Genomic DNA, 24624 nt, shown 5'->3' on the forward strand with positions numbered 1-24624 from the left:
CCTCGACGATGCGGAGCTTCGGCAAGGCGATCCTGGCGGCCCTCGCGGTGCTGATCGCGCCCGCCGCTGTCGCCCAGCCGGCCGCGCCCCACGCCACCGCCCTGCCGCGGGCGCCGATCCCGTACGTCCAGGCCCGCCCCCGCCCCGCGCCGTCGGCCGGTGCGACGACCACGGCCAAGGTCCCGACCGCTGCGCCCAGGCCCAACCTGGCCGGCGACGCCCCGGTCGCCGCGGCCCTGCCCCGCCAGGCGAATGGCGCGCGCCTGGCGCCGGCCGAGGTGCTGGACCCGGCCGAGCTGGAAGCCTTCATGGACGGCTGGTTGGCCGACGCCATGGCCCGCGAGCATGTGGCCGGCGCCTCGGTCGCGGTGGTGCAGAACGGCCAGGTGATCCTGAAAAAGGGCTACGGCTTCGCCGACCTGGCATCGCGCCGCCGGGTGGATCCGGACCGGACCCTGTTCCGCCTGGGCTCGATCTCCAAGACCTTCACCTGGATCCTGGTGATGCGCGACGTCGAGGCCGGCCGCATGCGCCTGGACCGCCCGATCAACCTCTACCTGCCGGAGAAGGTGCGCCTGCCGCCCCGGTCGCGCGACGTCCTGGTGGCCAACCTGATGGACCACTCCGCCGGCTTCGAGGACCGCGCCCTGGGCCAGCTGTTCGAGAACGCCCCGCGGCGGATACGCCCCCTGGACCTCTACCTGCGCCAGGAACGGCCGCGCCAGGTTCGCACGGCGGGACTGCTCTCCAGCTATTCCAACTATGGCGCGGCCCTGGCGGGCGCGGCCACGGCCTATGTGTCGGGCAAGACCTTCGAGCGGCGCGTCGAGGACGAGATCGCCGGGCCGCTGGGCATGGGCCACACCACCTTCCGCGAGCCGCGCGACGAGCGGCGCGGCCTGCCCGGCGCCATGCCGGCGCGGCTGCGCGGCGACGTGGCGACCGGCTACGGCTGGCGCAGCGCCGGGTTCTCGGCCGACGACTACGAGTATATCGGCCAGATCGCGCCGGCCGGTGGGGCGTCGTCCACGGCGGCCGACATGTCGCGCTACCTGCTGATGTTGCTGGGCGACGGCCGATGGAACGGAGCGACGGTGTTCGGCCCGCAGGCGGCCCGGGCGTTCCGCACCCCGCTGCAGCGCACCGCCCCCGGCATCAACGGCTGGGCCCACGGCTTCATGACCTTTGACCTGCCGGGCGGCTATCGCGGCTATGGCCACCTGGGCCACACCCTGGCCTTCAAGTCGAACCTGACGATGGTCCCGAAGCTGGGCCTGGGCGTGTTCGTCACCACCAACAGCGAAAGCGGAGCCAAGCTCGCCGACCTCCTGCCCGCCGCGATGGTGAGACACTTTTACGCACCCCCGGCGATCTTCCCCCGCCCGGGCTCGGCGGAGCTGGCGGCGGCCGGCGACCCCTTCAGCGGCGACTACCTCACCACGCGGCGCGCCTATGGCGGGCTGGAGGCGTTCAGCGACCTGCTGAACGGGGCGGCGAAGGTCTCGGTGACCCGTGGCGGCCGGCTGATCGTCAGCCGCGACGGCGGCGACAGCGCCTGGGTCCCGGAGGGGCCGGTGAGCGAGGGCCGCTTCATCTCTGCCATCGGCGAGGAGCGGCTGGCGTTCCGGATGGTCGATGGCAGGGCGGTCAATTTCCAGCCGGCCAACAACACCGAGATCCTGCAGCGCGCGTCGTTCGCGCAGCGGCCGCTGACCCTGATCCTGCTGGCCGGCCTCACGGCGGTCGCCGCGGTGGCGACCCTGGTCGGCCTGGCGGTGCGCAACCGCCGCGAGCAGCGGCAGAACCAGGTCCAGGCCCGCGCCGGCCTGGTGCAGACCCTGCAGGCCGGCCTGTGGATCGCCGCCTTCGCCCTGTTCGGCCTGTGGGGGATGGGGGCCTCAGACGCCCAAGCGCTGATGTACGGCTGGCCGGGGCCGCTGGTGGTGACCGCCTCGGCCTGCGCCCTGGTGGCCGCGGCGCTGACCCTGGTCACCATCGCCGCCCTGCCGGCCATCTGGCAGGGCGGCCGGCGGGTCGATTCCTGGGCCGGCCTGCGCAAGCTGTTCTTCACCGCCAGCGTGGTGATCTATGCCGCCTTCGCGGTCCTGCTGGCCCTGAACGGGGCGCTGCAACCCTGGAGCGGATGACGCGCCCCGCCCGGCTCTACACCGAGCCTTAACCAAGGACTGGGAAATTCCTGCCTACCTGATGACGGAACCGCGAATGCGCGCGCCATCGGTGTCGGGGAAGGGTGTCTCGGTTGAACCAGTTCGTAGCCACTCTGCAGAGATTCGGGATCGGCCGCCTGGCCGCCATCCTCGGCGTCGCCGCAGGTCTGGCCGCGGTCCTGGCGGCGGTCTTCATGAACCTGGGGCAGCCCAAGGCCCTGCTCTATTCCAACCTGGACCTCAAGGAAGCCGGCACGATCACCCAGTCGCTGGACCAGGCCGGCGTGAAGTATGAGGTCAAGGGCGACGGCTCCACGATCATGGTGCCCCGCGACCAGGTCGCCTCCACCCGCCTGATGCTGTCCAGCAAGGGCCTGCCGACCGCCGGCTCGGTGGGCTACGAGATCTTCGACAACGCCAGCGCGCTCGGCCAGACCGACTTCGTCCAGCAGCTGAACCGCCAGCGCGCCCTGGAAGGCGAGCTGGCCCGCACCATCCAGGCCCTGGACGGCATCACCTCGGCGCGGGTCCATCTGGTCCTGCCCAAGCGCCAGCTGTTCGAGGAGGAGGCCGAACAACCGTCCGCCTCGGTGAGCATCGGGGTCGGCGGCCGCGAGCCCAGCGCCGACCAGGTCCGCGCCATGCAGAACCTGGTGGCCGGCGCCGTGCCCAGCCTGAAGGCCGACCGCGTCACCGTGGTCGATCAGCACGCCAAGACCCTGTCCGGCGGCGACACCGGCATGGCCGCCGAGGCCGACAGCCGCAAGTCCGAGGTCGAGCAGCGCATCGCCAAGCAGGTGAAGAGCCTGGTCGAAGGCATCGTCGGCGCCGGCAAGGCCCGGGTCAACGTCTCGGCCGACGTCGACATGGCCCAGGTGACCGTCCAGACGGAGAAGTACGACCCCGACGGCCAGGTCACCGTCTCGGAATCCACCACCGACGAGAACAGCAAGGAAAAGGCCGCGTCCGGCTCCGGCCAGGCCTCGGTCGCGGCGAAGATCCCCGGTGGCGACTCCAGCGGCGCCGACAGCGACAGCACCAACAGCACCGGCCACCAAGAGAGCACCACCAACTACCAGAACTCCAAGTCGGTCCGCACCGAGGTGCAGCAGCCCGGCGCCGTGAAGCGCCTGTCCGTCGCGGTCGCCGTCGACGGCGCCACGGCCATTGGCAAGGACGGCAAGCCCGGCGCCTACACCGCGCGCTCGGCCGACGAGATGAAGCGCATCGAGGAACTGGTCCGCACTTCGGTCGGCTTCAACCAGGAGCGGGGCGACCAGGTCAGCGTGATCAACGTCAAATTCCCTACGCCCGACGACGCCGGCGGCGTCACCACCACCAGCCCGCTGATGGGCTTCGACAAGAACGACATCATGCGGGCCGCCGAACTGGTCGTGCTGCTGATCGTCGGCATCCTGATGATCTTCTTCGTCGCCCGCCCGCTGCTGGGCGGCGGCGGCAAGGGCAAGGCCGGGGCCATCGGCGCGCCGCAGCAGGTCACCCGGATCGTGGTCACCCCCGACGGCCAGCAGATGCAGATCGCCGCCGACGGCTCGATCTCGCAGCTGGCCCTGGCCGGCCCCGACCAGGAGGGCAACCAGCGCGTCGAGATGGCTCGCGTCGACGGCCAGGTGCGGGTCAGCACGGTCAAGAAGGTATCCGAATTCGTGGATCAGCACCCGGACGAGTCGGTCGCGATCCTGCGCTCCTGGCTGCATGAGACCGCCTGATGGCGCGCGCGGCTTCCAAGAACGTCGTCGACGCCTCGCGCCTGAACGGTGCGGAGAAGTGCGCGGTGATCCTGCTGGCGCTGGGTGAAGAGCACGCCAAGGTCTGGTCGGCGCTGGACGAGGAGGAGATCAAGGAAATCTCCCAGGCCATGGCCAGCCTGGGCAACGTGACCTCGGCCGTGGTCGAGGACCTGCTGGTCGAGTTCGTCTCCGGCATGGCCGGGACCGGCGCGATCATGGGGTCGTTCGAACAGACCCAGAAGCTGCTGGCCTCGATCATGCCGGGCGAGAAGGTCGACAGCCTGATGGAGGAGATCCGCGGTCCGGCGGGTCGCACCATGTGGGACAAGCTGGGCAACGTGAACGAGGCGGTGCTCGCCAACTATCTGAAGAACGAATACCCGCAGACCGTCGCGGTCGTGCTCTCCAAGATCAAGGCCGAGCATGCCGCGCGCGTGCTGAGCTCGCTGCCCGAGGACTTCGCCCTGGAGTGCGTCATGCGTATGCTGCGCATGGAGCCGGTGCAGCGCGAGATCCTCGACAAGATCGAGCTGACGCTGCGCAACGAGTTCATGTCGAACCTGGCGCGCACGTCCAAGCGCGACAGCCACGAGATGATGGCCGACATCTTCAACTCGTTCGACCGCCAGACCGAGGCCCGCTTCATCACCGCCCTTGAAGAGCGCAACCGCGAGGCGGCCGAGCGCATCCGGGCCCTGATGTTCGTGTTCGAGGACCTGTCAAAGCTGGACCCGGGCGGCGTGCAGACCCTGCTGCGCACGGTCGAGAAGGACCAGCTGGCGCTGGGCATGAAGGGCGCCTCGGATGCGCTGCGCGAGATGTTCTTCTCCAACATGAGCGAACGCGCCGCGAAGATCATGCGCGAGGACATGGAAAGCATGGGCCCCGTCCGCCTGAAGGACGTCGACCAGGCGCAGATGAACATCGTCCAGGTCGCCAAGGACCTCGCCAACAAGGGCGAGATCATGCTGGTCGGCGCCGGCAACGAAGATGAGCTGATCTACTGATGTCCGAAGCCCAGGAACGATTCCGCTTCGACACCGAATTCGACGGCGCCGGCGTGGTGACGCCGGCCGCACCGCGGCCCAGGCGCCTGTTCCCGGCCGAGGAGGTCGAGTTGATCCGCGCCCGCGCCTACGCCGACGGCGAACGCGCCGCCCTGGCCGGTGTCGCCGCCCAGCAGGCCAACGCGCTCAGCCAGATCGCCGCGGCCTGCAACCAGGCCCTGCCGCGCCTGGCCGAAGTCGCCCACGAGCATCGCGAAGGCTCCGCGGCCCTGGCGCTGGCCTGCGCCCGCGCCATCGCCGATGCGGCCCTCGACAAGTTCCCCGGCGCGCCCGCCCAGGCGGCCCTGGATTCGCTGGCCCGTGAGATCGAGGCCCAGCCGCGGCTGGTGGTCACCGCCGACCCGGCCATCGCCGAGACCCTGCGCACGACGCTGGAGGACGCGGCCCGCAACCTCGGCTTCGAGGGCGCGATCGTGGTCAAGCCGGACGGCGCGTTCGGGCCCCACGCCTTCACCCTCGACTTCGGCGACGGCCAGGCGGCCTACGACCCGGCCGCCGCCGCCGAACGTGTCACCCAGGCCCTGCACGCGGCGCTCGCCGCCGAGGGCCTGCACGCCGAACCCACGATCCCCGGGACCGAAAGCTAGATTCCATGGCCGATGACGACCTGAAACTCGACGAATTCGCGGCCGACGAAGGCGTCCTCGCGGACCCCTTGTCCGAGGAGGGGCGCACCGCCACCGACCTGGCGCCGGTGTTCGATGTGCCGGTGGCGATCTCGGCGGTGCTGGGACGCTCGACCATGTCGGTGGCCCAGTTGCTGCAACTCACCCAGGGCTCGGTGCTGGAGCTGGACCGCAAGGTCGGCGAGGCGATCGACATCTACGTCAACAACCGCCTGGTGGCGCGCGGCGAGGTCGTCATCGTCGACGAACGCCTGGGCGTGACCATGACGGAAATCATCAAGGACGGCGACTCGCAGGCCTGAAGCCGGCGCGTTTGAAGGAGTAGATTTCATGCGGCTTCTGGTCGTCGGAAAATTGAGCGGGCAGTTGTCCACCGCCGTGAAGATGGCGATGAGCGCGGGCGCGAAAGTCAGCCACGTCGAGACTATCGAGGCGGCCACCCACGCGCTGCGCGCCGGCCAGGGCGCCGACCTGCTGATGGTCGACTACGATCTCGACATCGCCGGCCTGATCGCCGCCAACCAGATCGAGCGCATCCACGTGCCGGTGGTGGCCTGCGGCATCGCCGCGGACCCGCTGCGCGCGGCGGCCGCGATCCGCGCCGGGGCCAAGGAGTTCATCCCGCTGCCGCCCGAGGCGACGCTGATCGCCGCCGTCCTGGCCGCCGTCTCCGACGACAATCGCCCGATGGTGGTCCGCGACCCGAACATGCAGCTGGTCATCGATCTCGCCGATCAGGTGGCGGCCTCCGACGCCTCGATCCTGATCACCGGCGAAAGCGGCGTGGGCAAGGAAGTCGTCGCCCGCTACGTGCACCAGAAGTCGCGCCGGGCGAACCGGCCGTTCATCTCGGTCAACTGCGCCGCCATCCCCGAGAACCTGCTGGAGAGCGAGCTGTTCGGCCACGAGAAAGGGGCCTTCACCGGCGCCCTGGCGCGGCGGATCGGCAAGTTCGAGGAGGCCACCGGCGGCACCCTGCTGCTGGACGAAATCTCCGAGATGGACCACCGCCTGCAGGCCAAGCTGCTGCGCGCCGTGCAGGAGCGCGAGATCGACCGCGTCGGCGGCGCCAAGCCGGTGAAGATCGACATCCGCATCCTGGCCACCTCCAACCGTGACCTGGTCCAGGCGGTGAAGGACGGCACGTTCCGCGAAGATCTGCTCTATCGCCTTAATGTCGTGAACCTGCGCCTGCCGCCGCTGCGCGAGCGTCCCGGCGACGTGGTCGCCATGGCCGAGTTCTTCGTCAAGAAGTACGCCGCCGCCAACGGCATGGCCGAGAAGCCGCTCTCGAGCGAGGCCAAGCGCCGGCTGATCGCCCACCGCTGGCCCGGCAACGTGCGCGAGCTGGAGAACGCCATGCACCGCGCGGTGCTGCTGGCGCCCAACGCCGAGATCGACGAGACCGCCATCCGCCTGCCGGACGGCCAGCCGCTGGCCCCGGCCGACCCGCACGCCCGCACCGCCCAGGCCGCCTCCGTCGCCGCCGAGACCGCCACCCGCGGCTTCGTGGGCCAGACAGTGTCGCAGATGGAGCAGCAGCTGATCCTCGGGACGCTGGAGCACTGTTTCGGCAACCGCACCCACGCGGCCAACATCCTGGGCATCTCGATCCGGACGCTGCGCAACAAGCTGAAGGAATACACCGAGGCCGGCGTGTCGGTGCCGGCGCCGCAGATGGGCCAGAGCGCCGCGTGACCTGAATGGCTGACACCGGCTCCACCTACCGTTTCGACACCGCACCCTCGGCGAGGGACATGTGGGGCTGGATCGCGCGCGGCGAGGTGATGCTGGCGGTCGGCGTCGTCGGCATCGTCGTGCTGATGATCCTGCCGGTTCCGGCCTTCATGCTGGATGGGCTGCTGTCGATCTCGATCCTGACATCGGTCCTGATCCTGATGACCTCGCTGCTGATCAAGAAGCCGCTGGAGTTCACGTCCTTCCCGACCGTGCTGCTGGTCGCGACGCTCTATCGCCTGTCCCTGAACATCGCCACCACCCGGCTGATCCTCAGCCACGGCCACGAGGGAGCCCACGGCGCCGGAGCCGTGATCGAGACGTTCGGCAAGCTGATGATGGGCGGCAATTTCGTCATCGGGGTGATCGTCTTCGCCATCCTGGTGGTGGTGAACTTCGTGGTCATCACCAAGGGTTCCGGGCGGATCGCGGAGGTCGCGGCCCGCTTCACCCTGGACTCCATGCCCGGCAAGCAGATGGCCATCGACGCCGACCTGTCGAGCGGCCTGATCGACCAGGACGAGGCCAAGAAGCGCCGCAAGGAGCTTGAGCAGGAATCGACCTTCTTCGGGGCCATGGACGGCGCCTCCAAGTTCGTGCGCGGCGACGCCGTGGCCGGCCTGGTGATCCTGGGCATCAATGTGGTGGGCGGCATCCTGATCGGGGTGATCCAGCACAAGGTGCCGATCGGCCAGGCCTTCTCCAGCTACACGATCATGAGCATCGGCGACGGCCTGGTCAGCCAGATCCCCGCCCTGGTGATCTCCATCGCCGCCGGTTTCCTGGTCTCCAAGGCCGGGGTCGAGGGCGCGGCCGACAAGGCCCTGGTCACCCAGCTGGCCATGAACCCGATCAGCCTGGGCATGGTCTCGGCCGCGGCCGGCGTGCTGGCGGTGATCCCGGGCATGCCGATCATCCCGTTCGCGGCGCTCTCCATCGGAGCCGGGACCCTGGCCTGGCGGCGCTCGAAGACCGCGTCGCAGCCCGCGCCTATCGAGATCAAGGCGGCGCCGGCCGAGGCCGAGGATGAGCCGATCGCCAATACCCTGGCCATCGACGAGATCAAGATCGAGCTGGGCTACGGCCTGCTGCCGCTGATCAACGATCTGGAGGGCCGCCGGCTCACCGACCAGATCAAGGCGCTGCGCCGCACCCTTGCCGCCGACTTCGGATTCGTGATGCCGTCCGTGCGCATCCTCGACAACATGCGCCTGCCCTCCCAGGGCTACTGCCTGCGCATCAAGGAGATGGAGGCCGGGTCGGGCGAGGTCCGCATCGGCTCGCTGATGGCCATGGACCCGCGCGGCGGCCAGGTGGAGCTGCCCGGCGAACATATGAAGGAGCCGGCGTTCGGCCTGCCGGCCACCTGGATCGACGACGGCCTGCGCGAAGAGGCATCCTTCCGCGGTTACACCATCGTCGACCCGGCCACGGTGCTGACCACGCACCTGACCGAGATCCTCAAGGAGAACATGCCGGACCTGCTGACCTACGCCGAAGTCCAGAAACTGCTGAAGGACCTGCCGGCCGAGCAGAAGAAGCTGGCGGACGACCTGATCCCCACGGTGGTGACCGCCACCACCCTGCAACGCGTCCTGCAGGCCCTGCTGCGCGAGCGGGTCTCGGTGCGCGACCTGGGCGCCATCCTGGAAGGCATCGGCGAGGCCGCGCCGCACACCACCTCCATCACCCTGCTGGTCGAGCAGGTCCGCGGTCGCCTGGCGCGGCAGCTCTGCTACGCCTACCGCGGCGACGACGGCGCCCTGCCGATCGTCACCCTGTCGGCCGAGTGGGAGAACGCCTTCGCCGACGCCCTGGTCGGGACCGGCGACGACAAGCAGCTGGCCCTGGCCCCGTCGCGCCTGCAGGACTTCATCCGCGGCATCCGCGAGACCTTCGAGCGCGCCGCCCTGGCCGGCGACACGCCGGTGCTGCTGACCAGCCCGACGGTTCGGCCCTACGTCCGCTCGATCATCGAACGCTTCCGCGGCCAGACCCCGGTAATGAGCCAGAACGAGGTGCATCCGCGGGCCCGGCTGAAGACGGTCGGAGCGCTTTAGGGCCCGTCTGACGTCAACATGGACGGGGGTCCGCTGGAGCTCGTGAGCGTCAATGATGGGTTGACGCATCCGTCAACACCGGGTTGACAGGAACTAGGTCATGGCCGACGCCGCCGAAACCCCCGCCCGCCTGTTCCATTGTTCCTTTTGCGCCAAGTCGCAGTTCGACGTGGTGAAGATGGTCGCCGGCCCCGGGGTCCTCATCTGCAACGAATGCGTGACGCTCTGTGAAGGGATCATGGCGGCCAAGCGACGGAGCCGACCGCCATCATGGCGCCGGAACGGATGCCGACCGACCAGCTGCTGACGGTGCTGAAGGGCTACAACACCGCCGGCGAGCGGGTCGACCAGGCCATGCAGCACGTCGCCGACATCCTGCGAGAGCGCCACGTCAGCTGGGCGGCGATCGGCGAGACCCTGGGGGTCTCGCGCCAGGCGGCCTGGAAGCGGTTCGGCTAGGCGCGACCGGCCCGGGCGGGCGCGCCTGCGCCGTTGCAGGGCGCCGCCCCGGCTGATAGCGGTTCGGCCTGACGGGCGATCCGCCCGGCCCTTGAGTCTCGGATATCGGATGCGGCGACCTCTACAGCGACCCCAAGGCTCCGATGCGCAGATCGTCTGGGACCTGCTGACCTTCGAGCGGCTGATCACCGGGTCGGTCGTGCACCTGGTCTACTGGGCGGGGCTGGGCATCATCGGGATCATGGCGTTCGGCGTGCTGGGCGCGACGGTCGGCGTGGCGATCCGCGAGGGCACAATCCTGGGCATATTGCTGGCGCTGGGGGTGCTGGGGGTCGGCGTGCTGGGCGTCGGCGTGGCGGTGCTGCTGTGGCGCGCCTTCTGCGAGTTCTACGTGACCATCTTCAAGATCAGCGAGGACCTTCACGTGCTGCGCCAGGACGTCGAGGCGGAACGCGCGCGGCAGTCAAAATAGCGCCGCTCAGGGGCCTACCCCGTCCTCTCCCCCCGCGAAACGGAGAGGGAGAGGGTTGGGAGAGGGTCGGCGGGGCCTCCGAACTCTCCCGATAGTGACCCAAGGGTCAGCGGCGGCGACGTGAATGGGTCCTGGCTGGACTATCGGCGGATCTCGCTCTCACGCGCCGGCCCTCTCCCTCTCGCTTCGCGGGGGAGAGGAGATGCTACCGCGCCGCCCGGCGCAGGCCCAGTTCGTCCAGGGCCATGGTTTCGCGGCGGCCGGTTTCCTTGCGCGCGGTGAGCGCCAGGTTCTCGGCGATGTGCTCGTACTTCTTCTGGGCCTCGAAGGCTTCGGCCAGTGCGTCGCGGGCGCCCTGTTCCTCGATCAGGATCACGTCGATCTCGGACTGGGCCTTGGCCTTGCGCAGGCGCAGGCCGTCCAGGAACCCGGCGCGGTAGAGGCCGGCGGCCGCCTCCTGGGCGGAGAACTGGGCCTCGGCCACGCCCTCGGCCTCCAGCATCGCCAGTTTCAGCTCGGCGGCGACGAGGCGGTCGACGATCTCGGCCAGGCGCTTCTGCAGCACCTCGGCCTCGTAGCTCGACAGTTTGATCAGAGACTGGGCCCAACTCATCCGCCTACGCTCCTGGCGGAGCTTCGGAGGATCGTGTGAAGGCTGCGAAGCCTTTGGCGAAGCAGGCTCACGCGGCGGCTCCGTTCAGGATGTCTGCGAGGCCGGCGAACGCGGCCTCAAGGCTGGTGGCCTCCTCCTTGTCCTGGCCGAGGAACGCCTCGATGGCCGGGTTGAGGAGGATGGCGCGGTCGATCAGCGGGTCGGCGCCGGCGCGATAGGCGCCGATGCGGATCAGCTCTTCCATGTTGGCGTAGGCGCTCATCGCCTCGCGGGCGATCTTCACCACCTGCCGCTCATCCGGGTGCTGGCAGCCCGGCATGGTCCGGCTGATGGACTTCAGGACGTTGATCGCCGGGAAGCGGCCGCGCTCGGCGATGGCGCGCTCCATGACGATGTGGCCGTCCAGGATGCCGCGCACGGCGTCGGCGATCGGCTCGTTATGGTCGTCGCCGTCCACCAGCACCGTGAACAGGCCGGTGATCGGTCCCGCCGAAGTGCCGTCCGGCCGCACGGGGCCGGGACCGGCCCGTTCCAGCAGCTTGGGCAGCTCGGTGAACACGGTGGGGGTGTAGCCCTTGGTGGTAGGCGGCTCGCCGGCGGCCAGGCCGATCTCGCGCTGGGCCATGGCGAAGCGGGTCACGGAGTCCATCAGGCAGAGGACTTCCAGGTCCTGGTCGCGCAGGAACTCGGCGATGGCCATGGTCATGTAGGCGGCCTGGCGGCGCTTCAGCGCCGGCTCGTCGGAGGTGGCGACCACCACGATGGCGCGGCGCAGGCCGGCCTCGCCCAGGGTCTCCTCGATGAACTCGCGGACCTCCCGGCCCCGCTCGCCGATCAGGCCGACGACGACCGCGTCGCAATCGGCGTTCTTGGCCAGCATGGAGAGCAGCACCGACTTGCCGACCCCGGAGCCGGCGAACACGCCCAGCCGTTGCCCACGGCAGCAGGTGGTGAAGACGTTCATCGCCCGCACGCCCAGGTCCAGCCGTTCACCGACGCGGGCGCGGGAGTGGGCCGACGGCGGCGAGGCGCGCAGGGGGTAGCCGACGATCCCCTGGGGTAGCGGGCCCTTGCCGTCGATCGGGTCGCCGAAGCTGTCGATGATCCGGCCCAGCCAGGCCTTGGTCGGGCGCACGGCCGAGCCCAGCGGCTGGATGCGGATTTGCGCGCCGGGCGCCACGCCCTCGACGGGACCGAACGGCATCAGCAGGGCGCGGTTCTCACGGAAGCCCACCACCTCGGCGGCCACCGGCTTGTCGGAGAAGCGGTCGATCTCGGCGCGGGCTCCGATGGCGAGGCGAGACAGCCCGCCCCTGGCCTCGATCAGGAGGCCGTTCACGGCCGCGACGCGACCGGAAACCGTCAGGGGATCGAGCCGCTCAACCGCAGCAACCAGACTATTCACTCGCGCCCCTCGATCACGTCGCCGACCTTGGCGGCCGCACGCTTAAGGGGTGGTGAAGAGGCGGCCTCAGTGCAGGTCGGGACCGGCTGCCGGGTCCGCGGCGCCTCGACGCACGCGCGCAACCTTGTCGACCATGGCGTCGCCCTTGGCCTTGGCCTGGTCGATCAGCTCGTGGCCCTTGGCGGCGGCGTCGTGGACCAGGGCCTGGCCCTTGACCTTGGCCCCTTCGATGGCGGGCGCGGCGGCGGCGATCTTCTCGCGGTTGCGCCAGGCCAGGTAGCCGGCAACGCCCAGAACCGCGGCGCCGATCAGCAGGAGCGGGCTCCTGGGCGCACGGCGGATCGCCGGGACGCCCGCGACACGCATCCGCTTCAACATCGGCATGGCGGCATCACGCGCATGATCGAAGGCTGGCAGCGCGAAGTCGCGCGCGTGCTTAAACATCGGCGCGGCCGCGTCGCGGGCCTGCTTCAGGGTGTCGCGGCTGAGCGGCAGGCGGAACTGTTCGAGGGTCTTGGGCAGATCGGTCATGTGGGGCCTCCGACCCCTCACAACCCCTTACCACGCAAGGCGTTCCCGCCCCGCGGTTCGCACCGGCCGTCCAATCACAAAAGATTCATCGCAGGTGCGACGCCGCGACTCATCAGCCCGGGTTGAGTCGGATTCTCAAATCAGATTAACGATTCTCCGGGAACACCCAGCACCATTAACCGGTCTTAAAGAACGGCAAGGCAGGTTAACGGCGAGCCATACGGCGGGTTCGCAAGAACGGCCCGACGTATGCGGGGACCGGCAGGAGAGGCCAATGCGCGTTTTGTTGATCGAGGACGACAGCGCCACCGCGCAGAGCATCGAGCTGATGCTGAAGTCCGAAGGATTCAATGTCTATACGACCGACCTGGGTGAGGAAGGCGTCGATCTGGGGAAGATCTACGACTACGACCTGATCCTGCTCGACCTGAACCTGCCCGACATGAGCGGCATGGACGTCCTGCGGACCCTGCGGGTCGGCAAGATCAACACCCCGATCATGATCCTGTCGGGCACGGCTGAGATCGAGACCAAGGTGAAGACCTTCTCGGGCGGCGCCGACGACTACATGACCAAGCCGTTCCACAAGGATGAGCTGGTCGCGCGCATCCATGCGGTGGTGCGCCGCTCCAAGGGCCACGCCCAGTCGGTGATCAAGACCGGCGACATCGTGGTCAACCTGGACGCCAAGACGGTGGAGGTGGGCGGCATGCGCGTTCACCTGACCGGCAAGGAATACCAGATGCTGGAGCTGCTCTCGCTGCGCAAGGGCACGACGCTGACCAAGGAAATGTTCCTGAACCACCTCTACGGCGGCATGGACGAGCCCGAGCTGAAGATCATTGACGTGTTCATCTGTAAGCTCAGGAAGAAACTCGCGGCCGCGGCCGACGGCAAGCACCACATCGAAACGGTCTGGGGCCGCGGCTATGTGCTGCGTGACCCGCAAGAGGCGATGATCACCGTCGCCGCCTGATCCAGACGCTTTAAGAACCCCGAGACGCCCGCCCTCACCGGCGGGCGTTTTCGTTTGCGGCGACGCGGTCTAGCCTCACCGCAAATCGGACGGGGAAGGACGCGGACATGGGGCGACTGCTGGCGCTCTTGGCGGCGTTGATCGCCGGGGCCTGGATCGCGTTCGTCAACGAACAGCTGCCGGAGTCGCAGCCGGTCGGGGCGCCCCTGACCGAGTTCGCCGGCGAGCGGGCCTTCGCCGACGTCAACTTCATGGCCGCCGTGCCCCATCCGCTGGGGTCCCCCGACCACGACAACGTCCGCGACGCCCTGATGGGCCGGATGCTGAAACTGGGCCTGTCGCCGCAGGTGCGGCCGGGCGTCGGCGTGAACCTGCCGCGCGGCGCCACCGACCTCATCGTCGCCGGCCCGGTGGAGAACGTGGTCGGCATCCTGCCCGGCCGCGACCGCGGCGCGCCCGCCCTGGCGCTGATGGCCCACTACGACAGCGTCCCGGCCTCGCCCGGCGCCGCCGACGACATGCTGGGCGTGGCCACGGCGCTGGAGACCGTGCGCGCCATCAAGGCCCGCGGGACGCCGGCCCGCGACGTCATGCTGGTGATCACCGACGGCGAGGAGGCGGGCCTGCTGGGCGCCAACCACTTCTTCCGCCGCGACCCGCTGGCCACCCGCGTCGGCCTGGTGATCAACATGGAGGCGCGCGGCGACGGCGGCCGGGTGCAGATGTTCCAGACCAGCCCGAACAACGGCGAGCTGATCGGCCTCTTCCAGCACACCGCCCAGCGGCCGGCGTCCTCGTCCCTGGCCGTGCTGATCTACGAGAAGATGCCCAACGACACCGACCTGACCGAGACGCTGCGGGCGGGCACGACGGGGCTGAACTACGCGATCATCGGCAAGCAGTTCGACTATCACAGCCCCACCTCGACGCCGGCGAACCTGGACCGGGGCTCGCTGCAGGACATGGGGACGCAGGTGCTGGCGCTGGCCAGCGAGATCGCCTTCTCCAATCAGCTGCCCGGGCGCTCGCCCTCGGCGGTCTATTCCAACCTGTTCGGCGACACCCTGGTGGCCTACCCGGCCTGGTTCGGCTGGGTGCTGCTGATCGGCGTCGCGGGGCTGCTGGCGGTCTCCATCCGCTGGGCGCGGCACGCCGGGCAGTTCGAGGCGAAGGACATTCTGCGCGGCATGGGCGCCCTGGCGTTCCTGGGGCTGGGCACGGTGGCGGTGCTGGAGTTCGCGCGGCGGCTGACCGGGGCGGAGTCCGGCTACCTGGAGCAGCGCTTCCTGCTGGCCCAGGCGAACCGCTGGGAATGGGCGGTGATGCTGATCTCGCTGGGGGTGATGCTGATCGCCGCGGCGGAGCTGTCGCGGACCCGCCGCTGGGTGGTGCTGTTGCCGGTGGTCGCCGGCGCGGCGTGCTCGGTGTTCGGCCACCTCGACCTGACGGGCGCGATCGCCGGCGGGCTGGCCAGCGCCATCGGCTACGTCACCTACGGCAAGCCGGTGAACCGCAAGGGCGCCTGGGCCGGCATCCTGGCGCTGGGCCTGCTGCTGGCCGTCGCCGTGCAGATCGTCGCGCCCGGCGCCGGCTATGTGCTGGCCTGGCCGCTGCTGGTGGGCGCGGTCGGCGCGGCGACCACCGCGCTGGGGGCCAAGCGCGGCATCCTGCCGCTGATCCTGCTGGCGGTGCTGGCCGCGGTCAGCCTGGGCTGGCAGGGCGGGCTCTCGCACTTCGCCTTCGAGGGCATGGACCTGATGGCGCTGTTCGGCGTGCCCATGCTGACCGCCGCCTTCGTCATCTGGCCGCTGGCCCAGCCGGACCCGGGCCGCTCGCCGTCGCGATACATCGGCATACTGGTGCTGGCCGGCGGCCTGGCGCTCACCGCCTTCGCCCGGTCGGCCGACCCCTGGACGCCGCGCCATCCGCTGGTGACCTACGTCGGCTACCAGCTCGACCAGGACACCGGCAAGGCCTGGCGCTTCGGGCTGGCCAGCGACCTCAGCGCCTGGACCGACCAGGTGCTGGGCGCCGACGGCGGGCGCAAGGCGCCGCGCAGCCACTGGTCGTGGCGGCGACCGATGCTGGCCGCGCCGGCCAGGCCGATGACCGCGGAGGCGCCGGCCACCGCCCTCTACCGCCTCCCCGACGGCACGCTGCGGTTCGACGCCGCCACGCCGACCGGCGCCCGCACCTTGGCGCTGCAGCTGCGCGCCAGCACGCCGGCCAATCTGACCGGCCTCAATGGCGTCCCGACCGAACTGGCCCTGCCGGCCGGCAAGTGGGTGCGGATCTACTGGCAGGCGCCCGGCCATGGCCTCAGCCTGGCGATCAGGCCGTCGCAGGCCGGCCGCCTGGACGTTCGCTATGTGGCGGGCTTCGACCGCTGGCCCGGCGAGGCGGTCCCCCTGCCGCCGCGGCCGTCCGACCTGATGGCATGGGACGACTCCGACTCGACCTTCGTCACCGGAACCCGCGCCTACGCTTGGTGATCGGCCGCCGAGCCGCTATCGGGGCGTCATGAGCGACGTGACCATCTATCACAACCCCGGCTGCGGAACGTCCCGCAACACCCTGGCCCTGCTGCGCGGGAAGGGCATCGAGCCCACGGTGGTGGAGTATCTGAAGACCGGCTGGACGCGGGCGCAGCTGATCGCGCTGCTGGCGCGGATGGAGGCCACGGCGCACGACATCCTGCGTGACCGCGGCACCAACGCTCAGGCCCTGGGTCTGACCGATCCGAACGCCGCCGACGAAGTGCTGATCGCGGCGATGATCATCGAGCCGGTCCTGGTCAACCGCCCCATCGTGGTGACGCCCAAGGGCGCGGCGCTCTGCCGGCCGGCCGAGCTGGTCCTGGGCCTGATCTGATGTCCAGGATCCGCGCGACGGTCGCCAACATCGTCAAGCAGTCGGCGGCCGGGTGGACGGTCGTCCCGTCCCAGGCCGAGATGAACGACGTGCTCCGGCTGATGGCCAAGTGGCGGTCCCACGCCCTGGCCGAGACCTATTTCTCGCGGCAGGGCGCGACCATCTACCAGGGCCCGTTCGCCGGCATGACCTACGTCGAGCAGGCGTCCGAGGGCGCGCTGGTCCCCCGCCTGCTCGGCACCTATGAGAGCGAGCTGCACCCCCACCTGGCGCGGTTCGCCGCCGAGGGACTGGACTGCGTGATCGATGTGGGCTGCGCGGAGGGCTACTACGCCGTCGGCCTGGCGCGGCAGATGCCCGGGGTGACGGTCTACGCCCACGACATCGACGCGGCCGCCCGCATCGGCTGCGCCGAGCTCGCGGCCAGGAACGGGGTGGCCGACCGGGTGGTGATCGGCGGCGAATTCCAGCCCGAGGACTTCCAGCGGTTCGCCGGCCGCCGCGCCCTGGTGATGGTCGACACCGAGGGCGCCGAGGTCGACATCCTGCAGCCGGACCGCGGCCCCGCCCTCGCCCACATGCGGATCATCGTCGAGACCCATGACGGGATCCGGCCCGGCGCCCTGGCGGCGATGATGCAGCGCTTCTCGGCGACCCACGACATCGTCCGCGTCGACCTGGGCCCCAAGACCTATACGCCGCCCTGGTGGCTTAACGAGCTGGCCCATCTGGACCAGCTGCTGGCGGTCTGGGAATGGCGCAGTTCCCCCACCCCCTGGCTGGTGATGACGCCCAAGTCGGGTTGAGCTGGACGCCGTCAGAACCACCGTTCGTATTCGACCACGAAGCGCACCTGGCCGTTGGTGTCGTCGCGGGCGGTTCCAACCGGCAGCAGATAGGCGCCCTCGAACTCCAGCTCGGCGTGGTTCAGCCAAGCGGGACGGATCTCCCACTGGGCGACCGGCCCCAGATAGTGCGCCTGGCGGCCGCCGAAGCTGCGGTCGGTGCCGAGGTCGCCGAACGCCTGGCCGCCGAGCCGCAGGTTGTGGCCGACGTCCCATGTACCCTGGGCGGCATAGCCGAACTGGGTGTCGTGCTGGCCTGGCCGGTCGGAGAGCGGCCGCTGCGCGATGAGGTTCAGCAGGCCCTCGAAGGATCCCGACCGCTTGGCCAGCAGCAGCTTGGCCTCGGCGACACCGGACTCGTTGTGAATGCGCTGCTCATATTCCAGGTAGCCGCCCACATCGACGCCGAGCCCGGGAATCTGGCCCAGGTAGACGACGCCCTCGACGGCCAGGGCATCCAGCTTCTTCGCCTCGCCGGCGTGCTGCTCGAATTCGGCCAGCACCGCCAGGCTCAGCCGATCGCTCACGCCGCGCTCGAGTTCCACCACCGCGGCCTGTTCGCCGTCCAGCGGGCCGCCGGTCAGCCGGCCGCCCCGCAGCTCCACCTCGGTCACGCCCTTCCTGATGTAGGGAGCGTACACCTTGTTGGAGAGACCAGGCTCCGCCCCCGCCGCGCCCGCCCACCCCAGAACCACCGCGGCCACCGCCACGAACCGCCACCGACCCCGCATCCCAACGCCCTTCGCAACTGATAATTACTCGCATAAATGGTTGCGAACGATTGTCAATTGCATCATTGTTGCGGTGCAGATCGGAGTTTCCAGATGCGTATCGCGCTTGCCGCCCTCGCGGTCGCCGGGCTTGCCGCCGCCGCGCAGGCCGCGACCGGCCCGCATGTGGTGACCTTCACGCTCAAGGACCACCGGTTCACGCCGGCGGCGGTCGAGGTCCCCGCCGGCCAGCGGATCCGGATCGACCTGATCAACCGCGATGCCGCCACGGAGGAATTCGACAGCGAGGACCTGCACGTCGAAAAAGACGTCACGCCCAACGGCAAGGTCAGCTTCGAGGTCGGACCCCTGAAGCCCGGCGCCTACAGCTTCATGGGCGAACTGCACGCCGATACGGCCAACGGGACCATCACGGCGATCGCGGCCCCCTGAGGGCTGGCCGCGTCGCCGTCCTGGCCTAGGCTTAGGCGTCGAAGACGATGACCGAGCGGGCCACGGCGCCGGTCTTCATTTCCTCGAACGCCTCGTTCACCTGGTCCAGGCGGATGCGGCGCGAGATCATGTCGTCCAGGTGCAGCTTGCCGGCCATGTAGGCGTCCACCAGCCGCGGCATGTCGACCGGGAAGCGGTTGGAGCCCATCAGGGAGCCCTGGATGCGCTTCTCGCCCAGGAAGGCGGCGCCCATCAGGCTGATGGTCTGACCCACCGGGATCATGCCGATGATGTTGGCGGTGCCGCCGCGGCGCAGCATGTTGAACGACTGCTCCGCGGTCTTGGAGAGGCCGATGGCCTCGAAGCTGTGCTGCACGCCGCCCTTGGTCATCTCCATGACCTGCTTGACCACATCGTCGCCGCCCAGGACGAAGTCGGTGGCGCCCATGGACTTGGCCAGGTTCTCCTTACCCGGCGACATGTCGATGGCGATCACCCGGCCGGCGCCGGCCATGGCCGCGCCGTTCACCGCCGCCAGGCCCACGCCGCCGCAGCCGATCACCGCCACGGTGTCGCCGGGCCGGACGTTTGAGGTGTGGATCACCGCGCCGACTCCGGTCATCACCCCGCAGCCGATCAGGGCGGCGCGGTCCAGCGGCATGTCCTTGCGGATCGACACACAGGCATGCTCGTGAATCAGCATGTGCTCGGCGAAGGACGAGAGGTTCAGGTACTGCATCATCGGACCGGTGGGCGAGGTCAGCCGCGGCTCGGCCTCCTGGTCGCGCTTGGTGTCAGGCGAGACGCACAGGCTCATGTGCCCGGTCAGGCAGTATTCGCAGTGGCCGCAGAAGGCCGAGAGGCAGGTGATCACATGGTCGCCCACCTTCACCGTGCGGACCTCCGATCCGATGGCTTCCACGACACCGGCGCTTTCGTGGCCCAGCACGGCGGGCAGCGGGTAGGGGTACTTGCCCTCCATGAAGTGCAGGTCGGAGTGGCAGACGCCGGCGGCCGCGGTGCGGATCAGCACCTCGTGCGGGCCGGGCTTGGAGATCTGGACGTCCTCGATCTGGAGGGGCTTGCCCACCTCGCGCAGCACCGCAGCCTTCATCGCGTTTCCCTTACCTGTCGTGGATTTGGACGCAGCCTTATCGCCGTTCAGACGGACGTGAAAAGCCCTTATCCGCGAAACGGGTCGACAGGCGGCCATCGCCCTTCCATCTAGGAGCGAATGGACGCCACCGCCGCGCCGACACGGACCGTCACCGCCCTCGACGTCTTCCTGGCCTTCCTGAGGCAGGGACTGACGGCGTTTGGGGGGCCGGTCGCGCACCTGGGCTATTTCCGGCGCGAGTTCGTGGAGCAGCGCGGCTGGCTGTCGGAGGCCGCCTACGCCGACCTGCTGGCGCTGTGCCACTTCCTGCCGGGGCCGGCCTCCAGCCAGATGGGCATGGCGATCGGGCTGCGGCAGGCGGGGCTGGCGGGCGCGCTGGCGGCGTTCGCGGGCTTCACCCTGCCGGCAGCGACGGCGATGATCGCCTTCGCCGAACTGCGGCCGCGGATCAGCGGGCTGTTCGGCGAGGGCTGGATCCATGGCCTGCACGCGGCGGCGGCGGCCGTGGTGATGCAGGCGGTCTACCAGATGGCCCGGACCCTGACCGTGGGGCCGGTGCGGGCCGGGCTGGCGCTCGGCGCCGCCGTGGGGCTGTTCTTGGTCCAGGGCCCGGCCGCCCAGGTGGCGACGCTGGCGGCCGGCGGGCTGTTCGGCATGCTCCTGCTGCGCGACACGCCGGCCGTGGCGGCCCCGGACGACGCGGCCGAGACCGTCGACGTGCAGAGCGCGGTGATCGCGCTGGGGCTGTTCGTCCTGCTGCTGGTCGGGCTGCCGATCCTCGCCAGCCTGCTGCAGAACCCGGGCCTGGGCATGGCCAGCGTCTTCTACCGCACCGGCGCCCTGGTGTTCGGCGGCGGCCATGTGGTGCTGCCGCTGCTGGAGCGCGAGATCGTCGAGCGCCGCTGGCTGGACCAGCAGACGTTCCTGGCCGGCTACGGCGCGGTGCAGGCCCTGCCCGGCCCGCTGTTCAGCTTCGCGGGTTATGTCGGCGCGGCCCAGCGGTATGGGCCGGGCGGGATCGTGGGCGGCCTGATCGCGCTGTTCTCGATCTTCCTGCCCAGCCTGCTGCTGATCACCGGCGTGCTGCCGTTCTGGGACCGGCTGAAGCGCGAGGGCTGGGCCCGCGGCGTGGTGGCCGGGGTCGGCGCGACGGTGGTGGGCGTGCTCGCCGCGGCGCTGTGGAACCCGGTGCTGATGACCGCGGTCCGCCAGCCCGCCGACTGGGCGTTGGTCGGCGCGGCCTTCGTGTTCCTCCAGGTCGCCAAGCTGCCACCGTGGCTGGTGGTGATCGGCTTCGCCGTCGCGACGGGGGTGTTCCTGCCCTGACTTTTCGTCCGCTCATCCCGGCGAAGGCCGGGACCTGGATCACCAAGCGCCGATGGGGGATGGAGAACCACCGAGCTCTTCGAACCGACCTCCCGGCCGTCCCATCCGGGTCCCGGCCTCGCCGGGATGAGCGCCCTCAGGCCGAAACCGCCTTGGGCGCGCGGGGGGAAAATATGGCTGGGAGTTTGGGCCAGCGGAAGGTCCACCGTTGCGGCCGGGCCGGGATGCAGCCCTCGATGGCGGCCAGCAGGATCTCGGCGGGGCCGTCGTTCAGGAAGTGGTTGGCGCCCTCCGTGCGGACCACGCGGATCGGGCGGCGCGTCTGGGTCTCGTTCGCCAGCCGCTCGGCGGCCTCCAGCGGGGCGAAGTCGTCCTTGTCGCCGTGGATCATGTGGATCGGCACGTTCAGCCGGGCCAGCGCGTGCCTGGCGTGGCGCAGCTGCGGCTTCTGGCCGGTGACCTCGATCACCGCGTGGCGCAGGTCGCGGGGGATCATGCCCAGCGCCTTGGAGCCCAGGTCCAGCAGCCACTTGGCGGTCGGCCCCGCCTCGCCGAAGAAGCCGGAGAGCAGCACCAGGCCGGCCACCTTGCCGGGGTTCTGCTCGGCCATGATCGAGGCGATCGCCGCGCCATAGCTCTGGCCCACCAGCAGCACCTTCTGGCCGCGCGCGGCCTCCAGCAGCGGGGCCAGCGCTTCGGCCTGGACGCGGATGTCGGTGACCGGACGGGTTGGCTCGGAGGCGCCGTAGCCGGGACGGTCGACCACGATCATCTCGCGGTCCTGCGGCAGTTCCGACAAGGTCTCGGCCCAGTACTCGGCCCAGGACGGGGCGCCGGTGATCACCACGATCTTCCAGGGCGCGGGGGTCTCGCGCGGGGTCTGCAGCGCCGAAATGCGCCAGCCGTGGCCGCCGCCGGCGATGAAGCTGGTCCGGCGCACGACGGTGTCGGGATAGTCGGCGGCCGTCGGGGCGTGCTCGGTGCGGCCCTTGGCGGCGGCCTCGATGGCCGCCCACCCCATGGCGAGCACTCCTTTTGGCCGCTTGCGCTGCAACGGCTATCTCCTGGCGTCCGACTTTAACCTGGGGTGACTAACGCGCTGTGCAAGGTGAAGTTCGATTAGCATTCGGTTATGATTTCGATGCGCTCGGCGGTGTGGCCAGACGGTCACGCAATTCGCGCTTCAGGACCTTGCCGGTCGGCCCCAGCGGCAGCTCGGACACGATCCGCACCTCGTCGGGTGTCCACCATTTGGCGACCCGTTCGGCGACGTGGGCCTTCAGCGCCTCGGGGTCCGCCGACTGGCCGGGCCGCAGGGTCACCAGCAGCAGCGGCCGCTCGTCCCACTTGGGGTGCGGCACGCCTATGGCGGCGGCCATGGCGACGGCGGGGTGCGAGCAGACCGCATCCTCCAGGTCGAGGGTGGAGATCCACTCGCCGCCCGACTTGATCACGTCCTTGGCCCGGTCGGTGAGGCGCAGATAGCCCTCCGCGTCGAGCGTGGCGATGTCGCCGGTGTCGAACCAGCCGTCGGCGGTGAAGGCCGCCGCCCCGTCCTGCTTGAAATAGGCCGAACTTACCCAGGGCCCGCGCACCTGCAGGGCGCCGGCGCTCGCGCCGTCGCGCGGCAGCTCGGCACCGTCCTCGCCCAGGATGCGCAGCTCCACGCCCCAGAGCCCCCGCCCCTGCTTGAGTTTCCGCTGCAGGGTGGCCGCCGCGTCCTCGCCGGCGTGGGCCGGCAGTGGGGTGTTGATGACGCCCAGCGGCGAGGTCTCGGTCATGCCCCAGATCTGCCGCACCCGGCCGCCCAGCCGGTCCTCGATGCGCGAGATCAGCGCCGCGGTGGGCGCCGAACCGCCGATGGCGATGGTGCGCACGGACGTCAGCTGGCCGCCGGTCTGGTCCAGGTGATCGGCGACACCCACCCAGATGGTCGGCACGCCCAGCACGAAGGTGACCCCCTCGGCGGCGATCAGCTCGGCGACGCTGGGCCCGTCCAGCGACCGGCCCGGCAGCACCAGCTTCGCGCCCACAAGCGGGGCGGCGTAGGGCGTGCACCAGGCGTTGGCGTGGTACATCTGGGCGCAGGGCATCACCACGTCGCCGGCCGACAGGTCGAAGGCGTCGGGCAGCGCCAGGGCCAGCGCGTGCAGCACCGTCGAGCGGTGGCTGTAGAGCACGCCCTTGGGATTGCCCGTGGTGCCGGAGGTGTAGCAGAGGCCAGACGCCTGCCGCTCGTCCAACTCCGGCCAGGCGAAGTCAGGCGAGGCGGCGGCGAGCAGGTCCTCGTAGACCAGCACGCCGGGCGGGGCGTGCGCCGCGTCGGTCATGGCGACGAAGGTCTTCACGGTCGGCATCTTCGGCGCCAGTTCGGCGACGAGGTCCGAAAAGGTGATGTCGAACAGCAGCAGGCTATCCTCGGCATGGCCTGCCACCCAGGCCACCTGGTCCGGATGCAGGCGCGGGTTGATGGTGTGCAACACCGCCCCGATCCCGGTGACCGCGAAATAGAGCTCGAAGTGGCGGTGGGTGCTCCACGCCAGGGTCGCCACCCGGTCACCCTGCTTCACGCCCAGCGACAGCAGGACATTGGCCATCCGTTTGGCGCGCGCCAGGGCGTCGCGATAGCCGCAGCGGTGGATCGGCCCCTCGACCGTGCGGGTCACCACCTGGGTGTCGCCATGATAGGCGGCCGAATGCTCCAGGATCGACGGGAGGGTCAGCGGCCGGTCCATCATCAGGCCGAGCATGGGCGGGGGTCCTCCAGGCGACGCGCCCACGCTAGGCCGGGCCGTCTGCGGCGTCGAGCCGGCCCTCTCCCGTTGGCAACCCAAGGGCCTGGGGCGGCGACGCTCGTGGGCCGTGGCTGGACCCACGGCGGATCACGGTCTTACGCGCCGGCCCTCTCCCTACCCTCTCCCTCTCTTCGCCTCGCTTCGCTCGGGGGAGAGGCGGCCTCACACGGACGTCTCGAGGCGTTTGCCGGCCGGCGTGGCCGGGGTCTCACGCGGGCTCGTAGGTGGCGGCGAAGATGTCGGGCTTGCAGGCGTAGAGCTCGCCCTTGACGCCGCGGATGATCCAGTCCCCCGGGAGGCCCGACAGCTCACCCTCCAGCGTCCGGATGAGGATGAAGGGCGGCGGGGTCGACCGGCCCTGGACAGCGGATTTGCAGATCACCAGGATGCCCTCGCGGCAGGCTTCGTGGAGCCAGTGGTTCTGCTGCAGGTCGGCCGTGCGCCAGCCCTCGCGGGCGACGGCGTTGGTGAATCGGACCGCGTCGATGACGACCGGCTTCTTCCTGAATTTGCCCATGTCCGCTCCGCCCGGCTGAAAGCCTCGCCGAGTCAGTGAAGCCTGACAATAGCACTCCAGGTTGTTGCGGGTCGCCATGACGTCGCACACGGTGCGTCCGGGCACGGGATATCCCGCGTCCGCCG

Annotated in this window: 23 protein-coding genes and 1 pseudogene; 16 read left to right on the forward strand and 8 right to left on the reverse strand. The window is 70.0% G+C overall.

The features are described 5' to 3' along the window. Positions 1-8 precede the first annotated feature (8 nt). The 10 genes and pseudogenes from Q0R13_RS16420 (at position 9) to Q0R13_RS16465 (ending at position 10340) form a co-directional block, all read left to right on the forward strand. Complete coding sequence (locus Q0R13_RS16420; protein ID WP_293905872.1) at positions 9-2147, forward strand: serine hydrolase domain-containing protein; 2139 nt, start codon at positions 9-11, stop codon at positions 2145-2147. 113 nt (positions 2148-2260) lie between these two features. Then, the gene (gene fliF / locus Q0R13_RS16425; protein ID WP_293905874.1) at positions 2261-3898 is read left to right on the forward strand and encodes a flagellar basal-body MS-ring/collar protein FliF; all 1638 of its coding nucleotides are present in this window, start codon (positions 2261-2263) and stop codon (positions 3896-3898) included. After that, positions 3898-4926 (forward strand): flagellar motor switch protein FliG, encoded by a 1029-nt coding sequence (fliG, locus tag Q0R13_RS16430; protein WP_293905876.1) that lies wholly within the window; start codon positions 3898-3900, stop codon positions 4924-4926. Before fliF ends, fliG begins: the two co-directional genes overlap by 1 nt. After that, entirely contained in the window at positions 4926-5573 is a 648-nt protein-coding gene (locus tag Q0R13_RS16435; RefSeq protein WP_293905878.1) for a flagellar assembly protein FliH, read from the forward strand. Before fliG ends, Q0R13_RS16435 begins: the two co-directional genes overlap by 1 nt. A gap of 5 nt (positions 5574-5578) precedes the next feature. Further along, on the forward strand, positions 5579-5914 hold the full coding sequence (gene fliN / locus Q0R13_RS16440; RefSeq protein ID WP_293905880.1) for a flagellar motor switch protein FliN: 336 nt from the start codon (positions 5579-5581) through the stop codon (positions 5912-5914). 28 nt (positions 5915-5942) lie between these two features. Next, positions 5943-7310, forward strand: a complete 1368-nt coding sequence (locus Q0R13_RS16445; RefSeq protein WP_293905882.1) for a sigma-54 dependent transcriptional regulator — start codon at positions 5943-5945, stop codon at positions 7308-7310. A gap of 5 nt (positions 7311-7315) precedes the next feature. Continuing rightward, positions 7316-9409, forward strand: coding sequence for a flagellar biosynthesis protein FlhA (flhA, locus tag Q0R13_RS16450; protein WP_293905884.1), 2094 nt, complete (start codon positions 7316-7318; stop codon positions 9407-9409). 100 nt (positions 9410-9509) lie between these two features. After that, positions 9510-9650, forward strand: a pseudogene (locus Q0R13_RS16455) (ClpX C4-type zinc finger protein); the annotation flags it as partial. A 29-nt stretch (positions 9651-9679) separates the two neighbouring features. Further along, entirely contained in the window at positions 9680-9868 is a 189-nt protein-coding gene (locus Q0R13_RS16460) for a hypothetical protein (protein ID WP_293906064.1), read from the forward strand. A gap of 109 nt (positions 9869-9977) precedes the next feature. After that, the gene (locus tag Q0R13_RS16465) at positions 9978-10340 is read left to right on the forward strand and encodes a DUF4282 domain-containing protein (protein ID WP_293905888.1); all 363 of its coding nucleotides are present in this window, start codon (positions 9978-9980) and stop codon (positions 10338-10340) included. 205 nt (positions 10341-10545) lie between these two features. On the opposite strand, the gene Q0R13_RS16470 is transcribed toward Q0R13_RS16465, so the two are convergent. The 3 genes from Q0R13_RS16470 to Q0R13_RS16480 all read right to left on the reverse strand — a co-directional run bounded on the left by Q0R13_RS16470 (position 10546) and on the right by Q0R13_RS16480 (position 12889). Next, positions 10546-10953, reverse strand: coding sequence for a flagellar export protein FliJ (locus tag Q0R13_RS16470; RefSeq protein ID WP_293905890.1), 408 nt, complete (start codon positions 10951-10953; stop codon positions 10546-10548). 67 nt (positions 10954-11020) lie between these two features. Continuing rightward, the gene (fliI, locus tag Q0R13_RS16475; RefSeq protein WP_293905892.1) at positions 11021-12358 is read right to left on the reverse strand and encodes a flagellar protein export ATPase FliI; all 1338 of its coding nucleotides are present in this window, start codon (positions 12356-12358) and stop codon (positions 11021-11023) included. A 66-nt stretch (positions 12359-12424) separates the two neighbouring features. Then, a complete protein-coding gene (locus Q0R13_RS16480) occupies positions 12425-12889 on the reverse strand; it encodes a hypothetical protein (RefSeq protein ID WP_293905894.1) in 465 nt (154 codons plus the stop codon). Positions 12890-13163: 274 nt separating this feature from the next. On the opposite strand from Q0R13_RS16480, the gene ctrA reads away from it, so the two are divergent. From ctrA to Q0R13_RS16500, 4 genes are all read left to right on the forward strand, one after another. Next, positions 13164-13865, forward strand: coding sequence for a response regulator transcription factor CtrA (ctrA, locus tag Q0R13_RS16485; protein WP_293905896.1), 702 nt, complete (start codon positions 13164-13166; stop codon positions 13863-13865). Between the two features lie 107 nt (positions 13866-13972). Further along, entirely contained in the window at positions 13973-16357 is a 2385-nt protein-coding gene (locus tag Q0R13_RS16490) for a M20/M25/M40 family metallo-hydrolase (RefSeq protein WP_293905898.1), read from the forward strand. 28 nt (positions 16358-16385) lie between these two features. After that, positions 16386-16736, forward strand: a complete 351-nt coding sequence (arsC, locus tag Q0R13_RS16495; RefSeq protein ID WP_293905900.1) for an arsenate reductase (glutaredoxin) — start codon at positions 16386-16388, stop codon at positions 16734-16736. Then, the gene (locus Q0R13_RS16500; RefSeq protein ID WP_293905903.1) at positions 16736-17542 is read left to right on the forward strand and encodes a hypothetical protein; all 807 of its coding nucleotides are present in this window, start codon (positions 16736-16738) and stop codon (positions 17540-17542) included. Before arsC ends, Q0R13_RS16500 begins: the two co-directional genes overlap by 1 nt. A gap of 11 nt (positions 17543-17553) precedes the next feature. Here Q0R13_RS16500 and Q0R13_RS16505 read toward each other — a convergent pair whose 3' ends face one another. Further along, positions 17554-18312, reverse strand: a complete 759-nt coding sequence (locus Q0R13_RS16505) for a hypothetical protein (protein ID WP_293905905.1) — start codon at positions 18310-18312, stop codon at positions 17554-17556. Between the two features lie 93 nt (positions 18313-18405). On the opposite strand from Q0R13_RS16505, the gene Q0R13_RS16510 reads away from it, so the two are divergent. Then, complete coding sequence (locus tag Q0R13_RS16510; protein ID WP_293905907.1) at positions 18406-18744, forward strand: cupredoxin domain-containing protein; 339 nt, start codon at positions 18406-18408, stop codon at positions 18742-18744. Positions 18745-18775: 31 nt separating this feature from the next. On the opposite strand, the gene Q0R13_RS16515 is transcribed toward Q0R13_RS16510, so the two are convergent. After that, entirely contained in the window at positions 18776-19858 is a 1083-nt protein-coding gene (locus tag Q0R13_RS16515) for a Zn-dependent alcohol dehydrogenase (RefSeq protein WP_293905909.1), read from the reverse strand. A 120-nt stretch (positions 19859-19978) separates the two neighbouring features. Here Q0R13_RS16515 and chrA point away from each other — a divergent pair, with 120 nt between their 5' ends. After that, positions 19979-21187 (forward strand): chromate efflux transporter, encoded by a 1209-nt coding sequence (gene chrA / locus Q0R13_RS16520; RefSeq protein ID WP_293905911.1) that lies wholly within the window; start codon positions 19979-19981, stop codon positions 21185-21187. 136 nt (positions 21188-21323) lie between these two features. Here the strand turns inward: chrA and Q0R13_RS16525 are convergent, their stop codons facing one another. The 3 genes from Q0R13_RS16525 to Q0R13_RS16535 form a co-directional block, all read right to left on the reverse strand. Then, positions 21324-22208 carry an alpha/beta hydrolase gene (locus Q0R13_RS16525; protein WP_293905913.1) on the reverse strand — a complete coding sequence of 295 codons (885 nt, stop codon included), beginning with the start codon at positions 22206-22208 and terminating at the stop codon, positions 21324-21326. A gap of 109 nt (positions 22209-22317) precedes the next feature. After that, positions 22318-23937, reverse strand: coding sequence for a long-chain fatty acid--CoA ligase (locus tag Q0R13_RS16530; RefSeq protein ID WP_293905915.1), 1620 nt, complete (start codon positions 23935-23937; stop codon positions 22318-22320). Positions 23938-24190: 253 nt separating this feature from the next. Further along, positions 24191-24499, reverse strand: coding sequence for a hypothetical protein (locus tag Q0R13_RS16535; protein ID WP_293905917.1), 309 nt, complete (start codon positions 24497-24499; stop codon positions 24191-24193). Between the last annotated feature and the right edge of the window lie 125 nt (positions 24500-24624).

The sequence above is a fragment of the Phenylobacterium sp. genome (assembly GCF_025351295.1).
Lineage (GTDB): Bacteria > Pseudomonadota > Alphaproteobacteria > Caulobacterales > Caulobacteraceae > Phenylobacterium.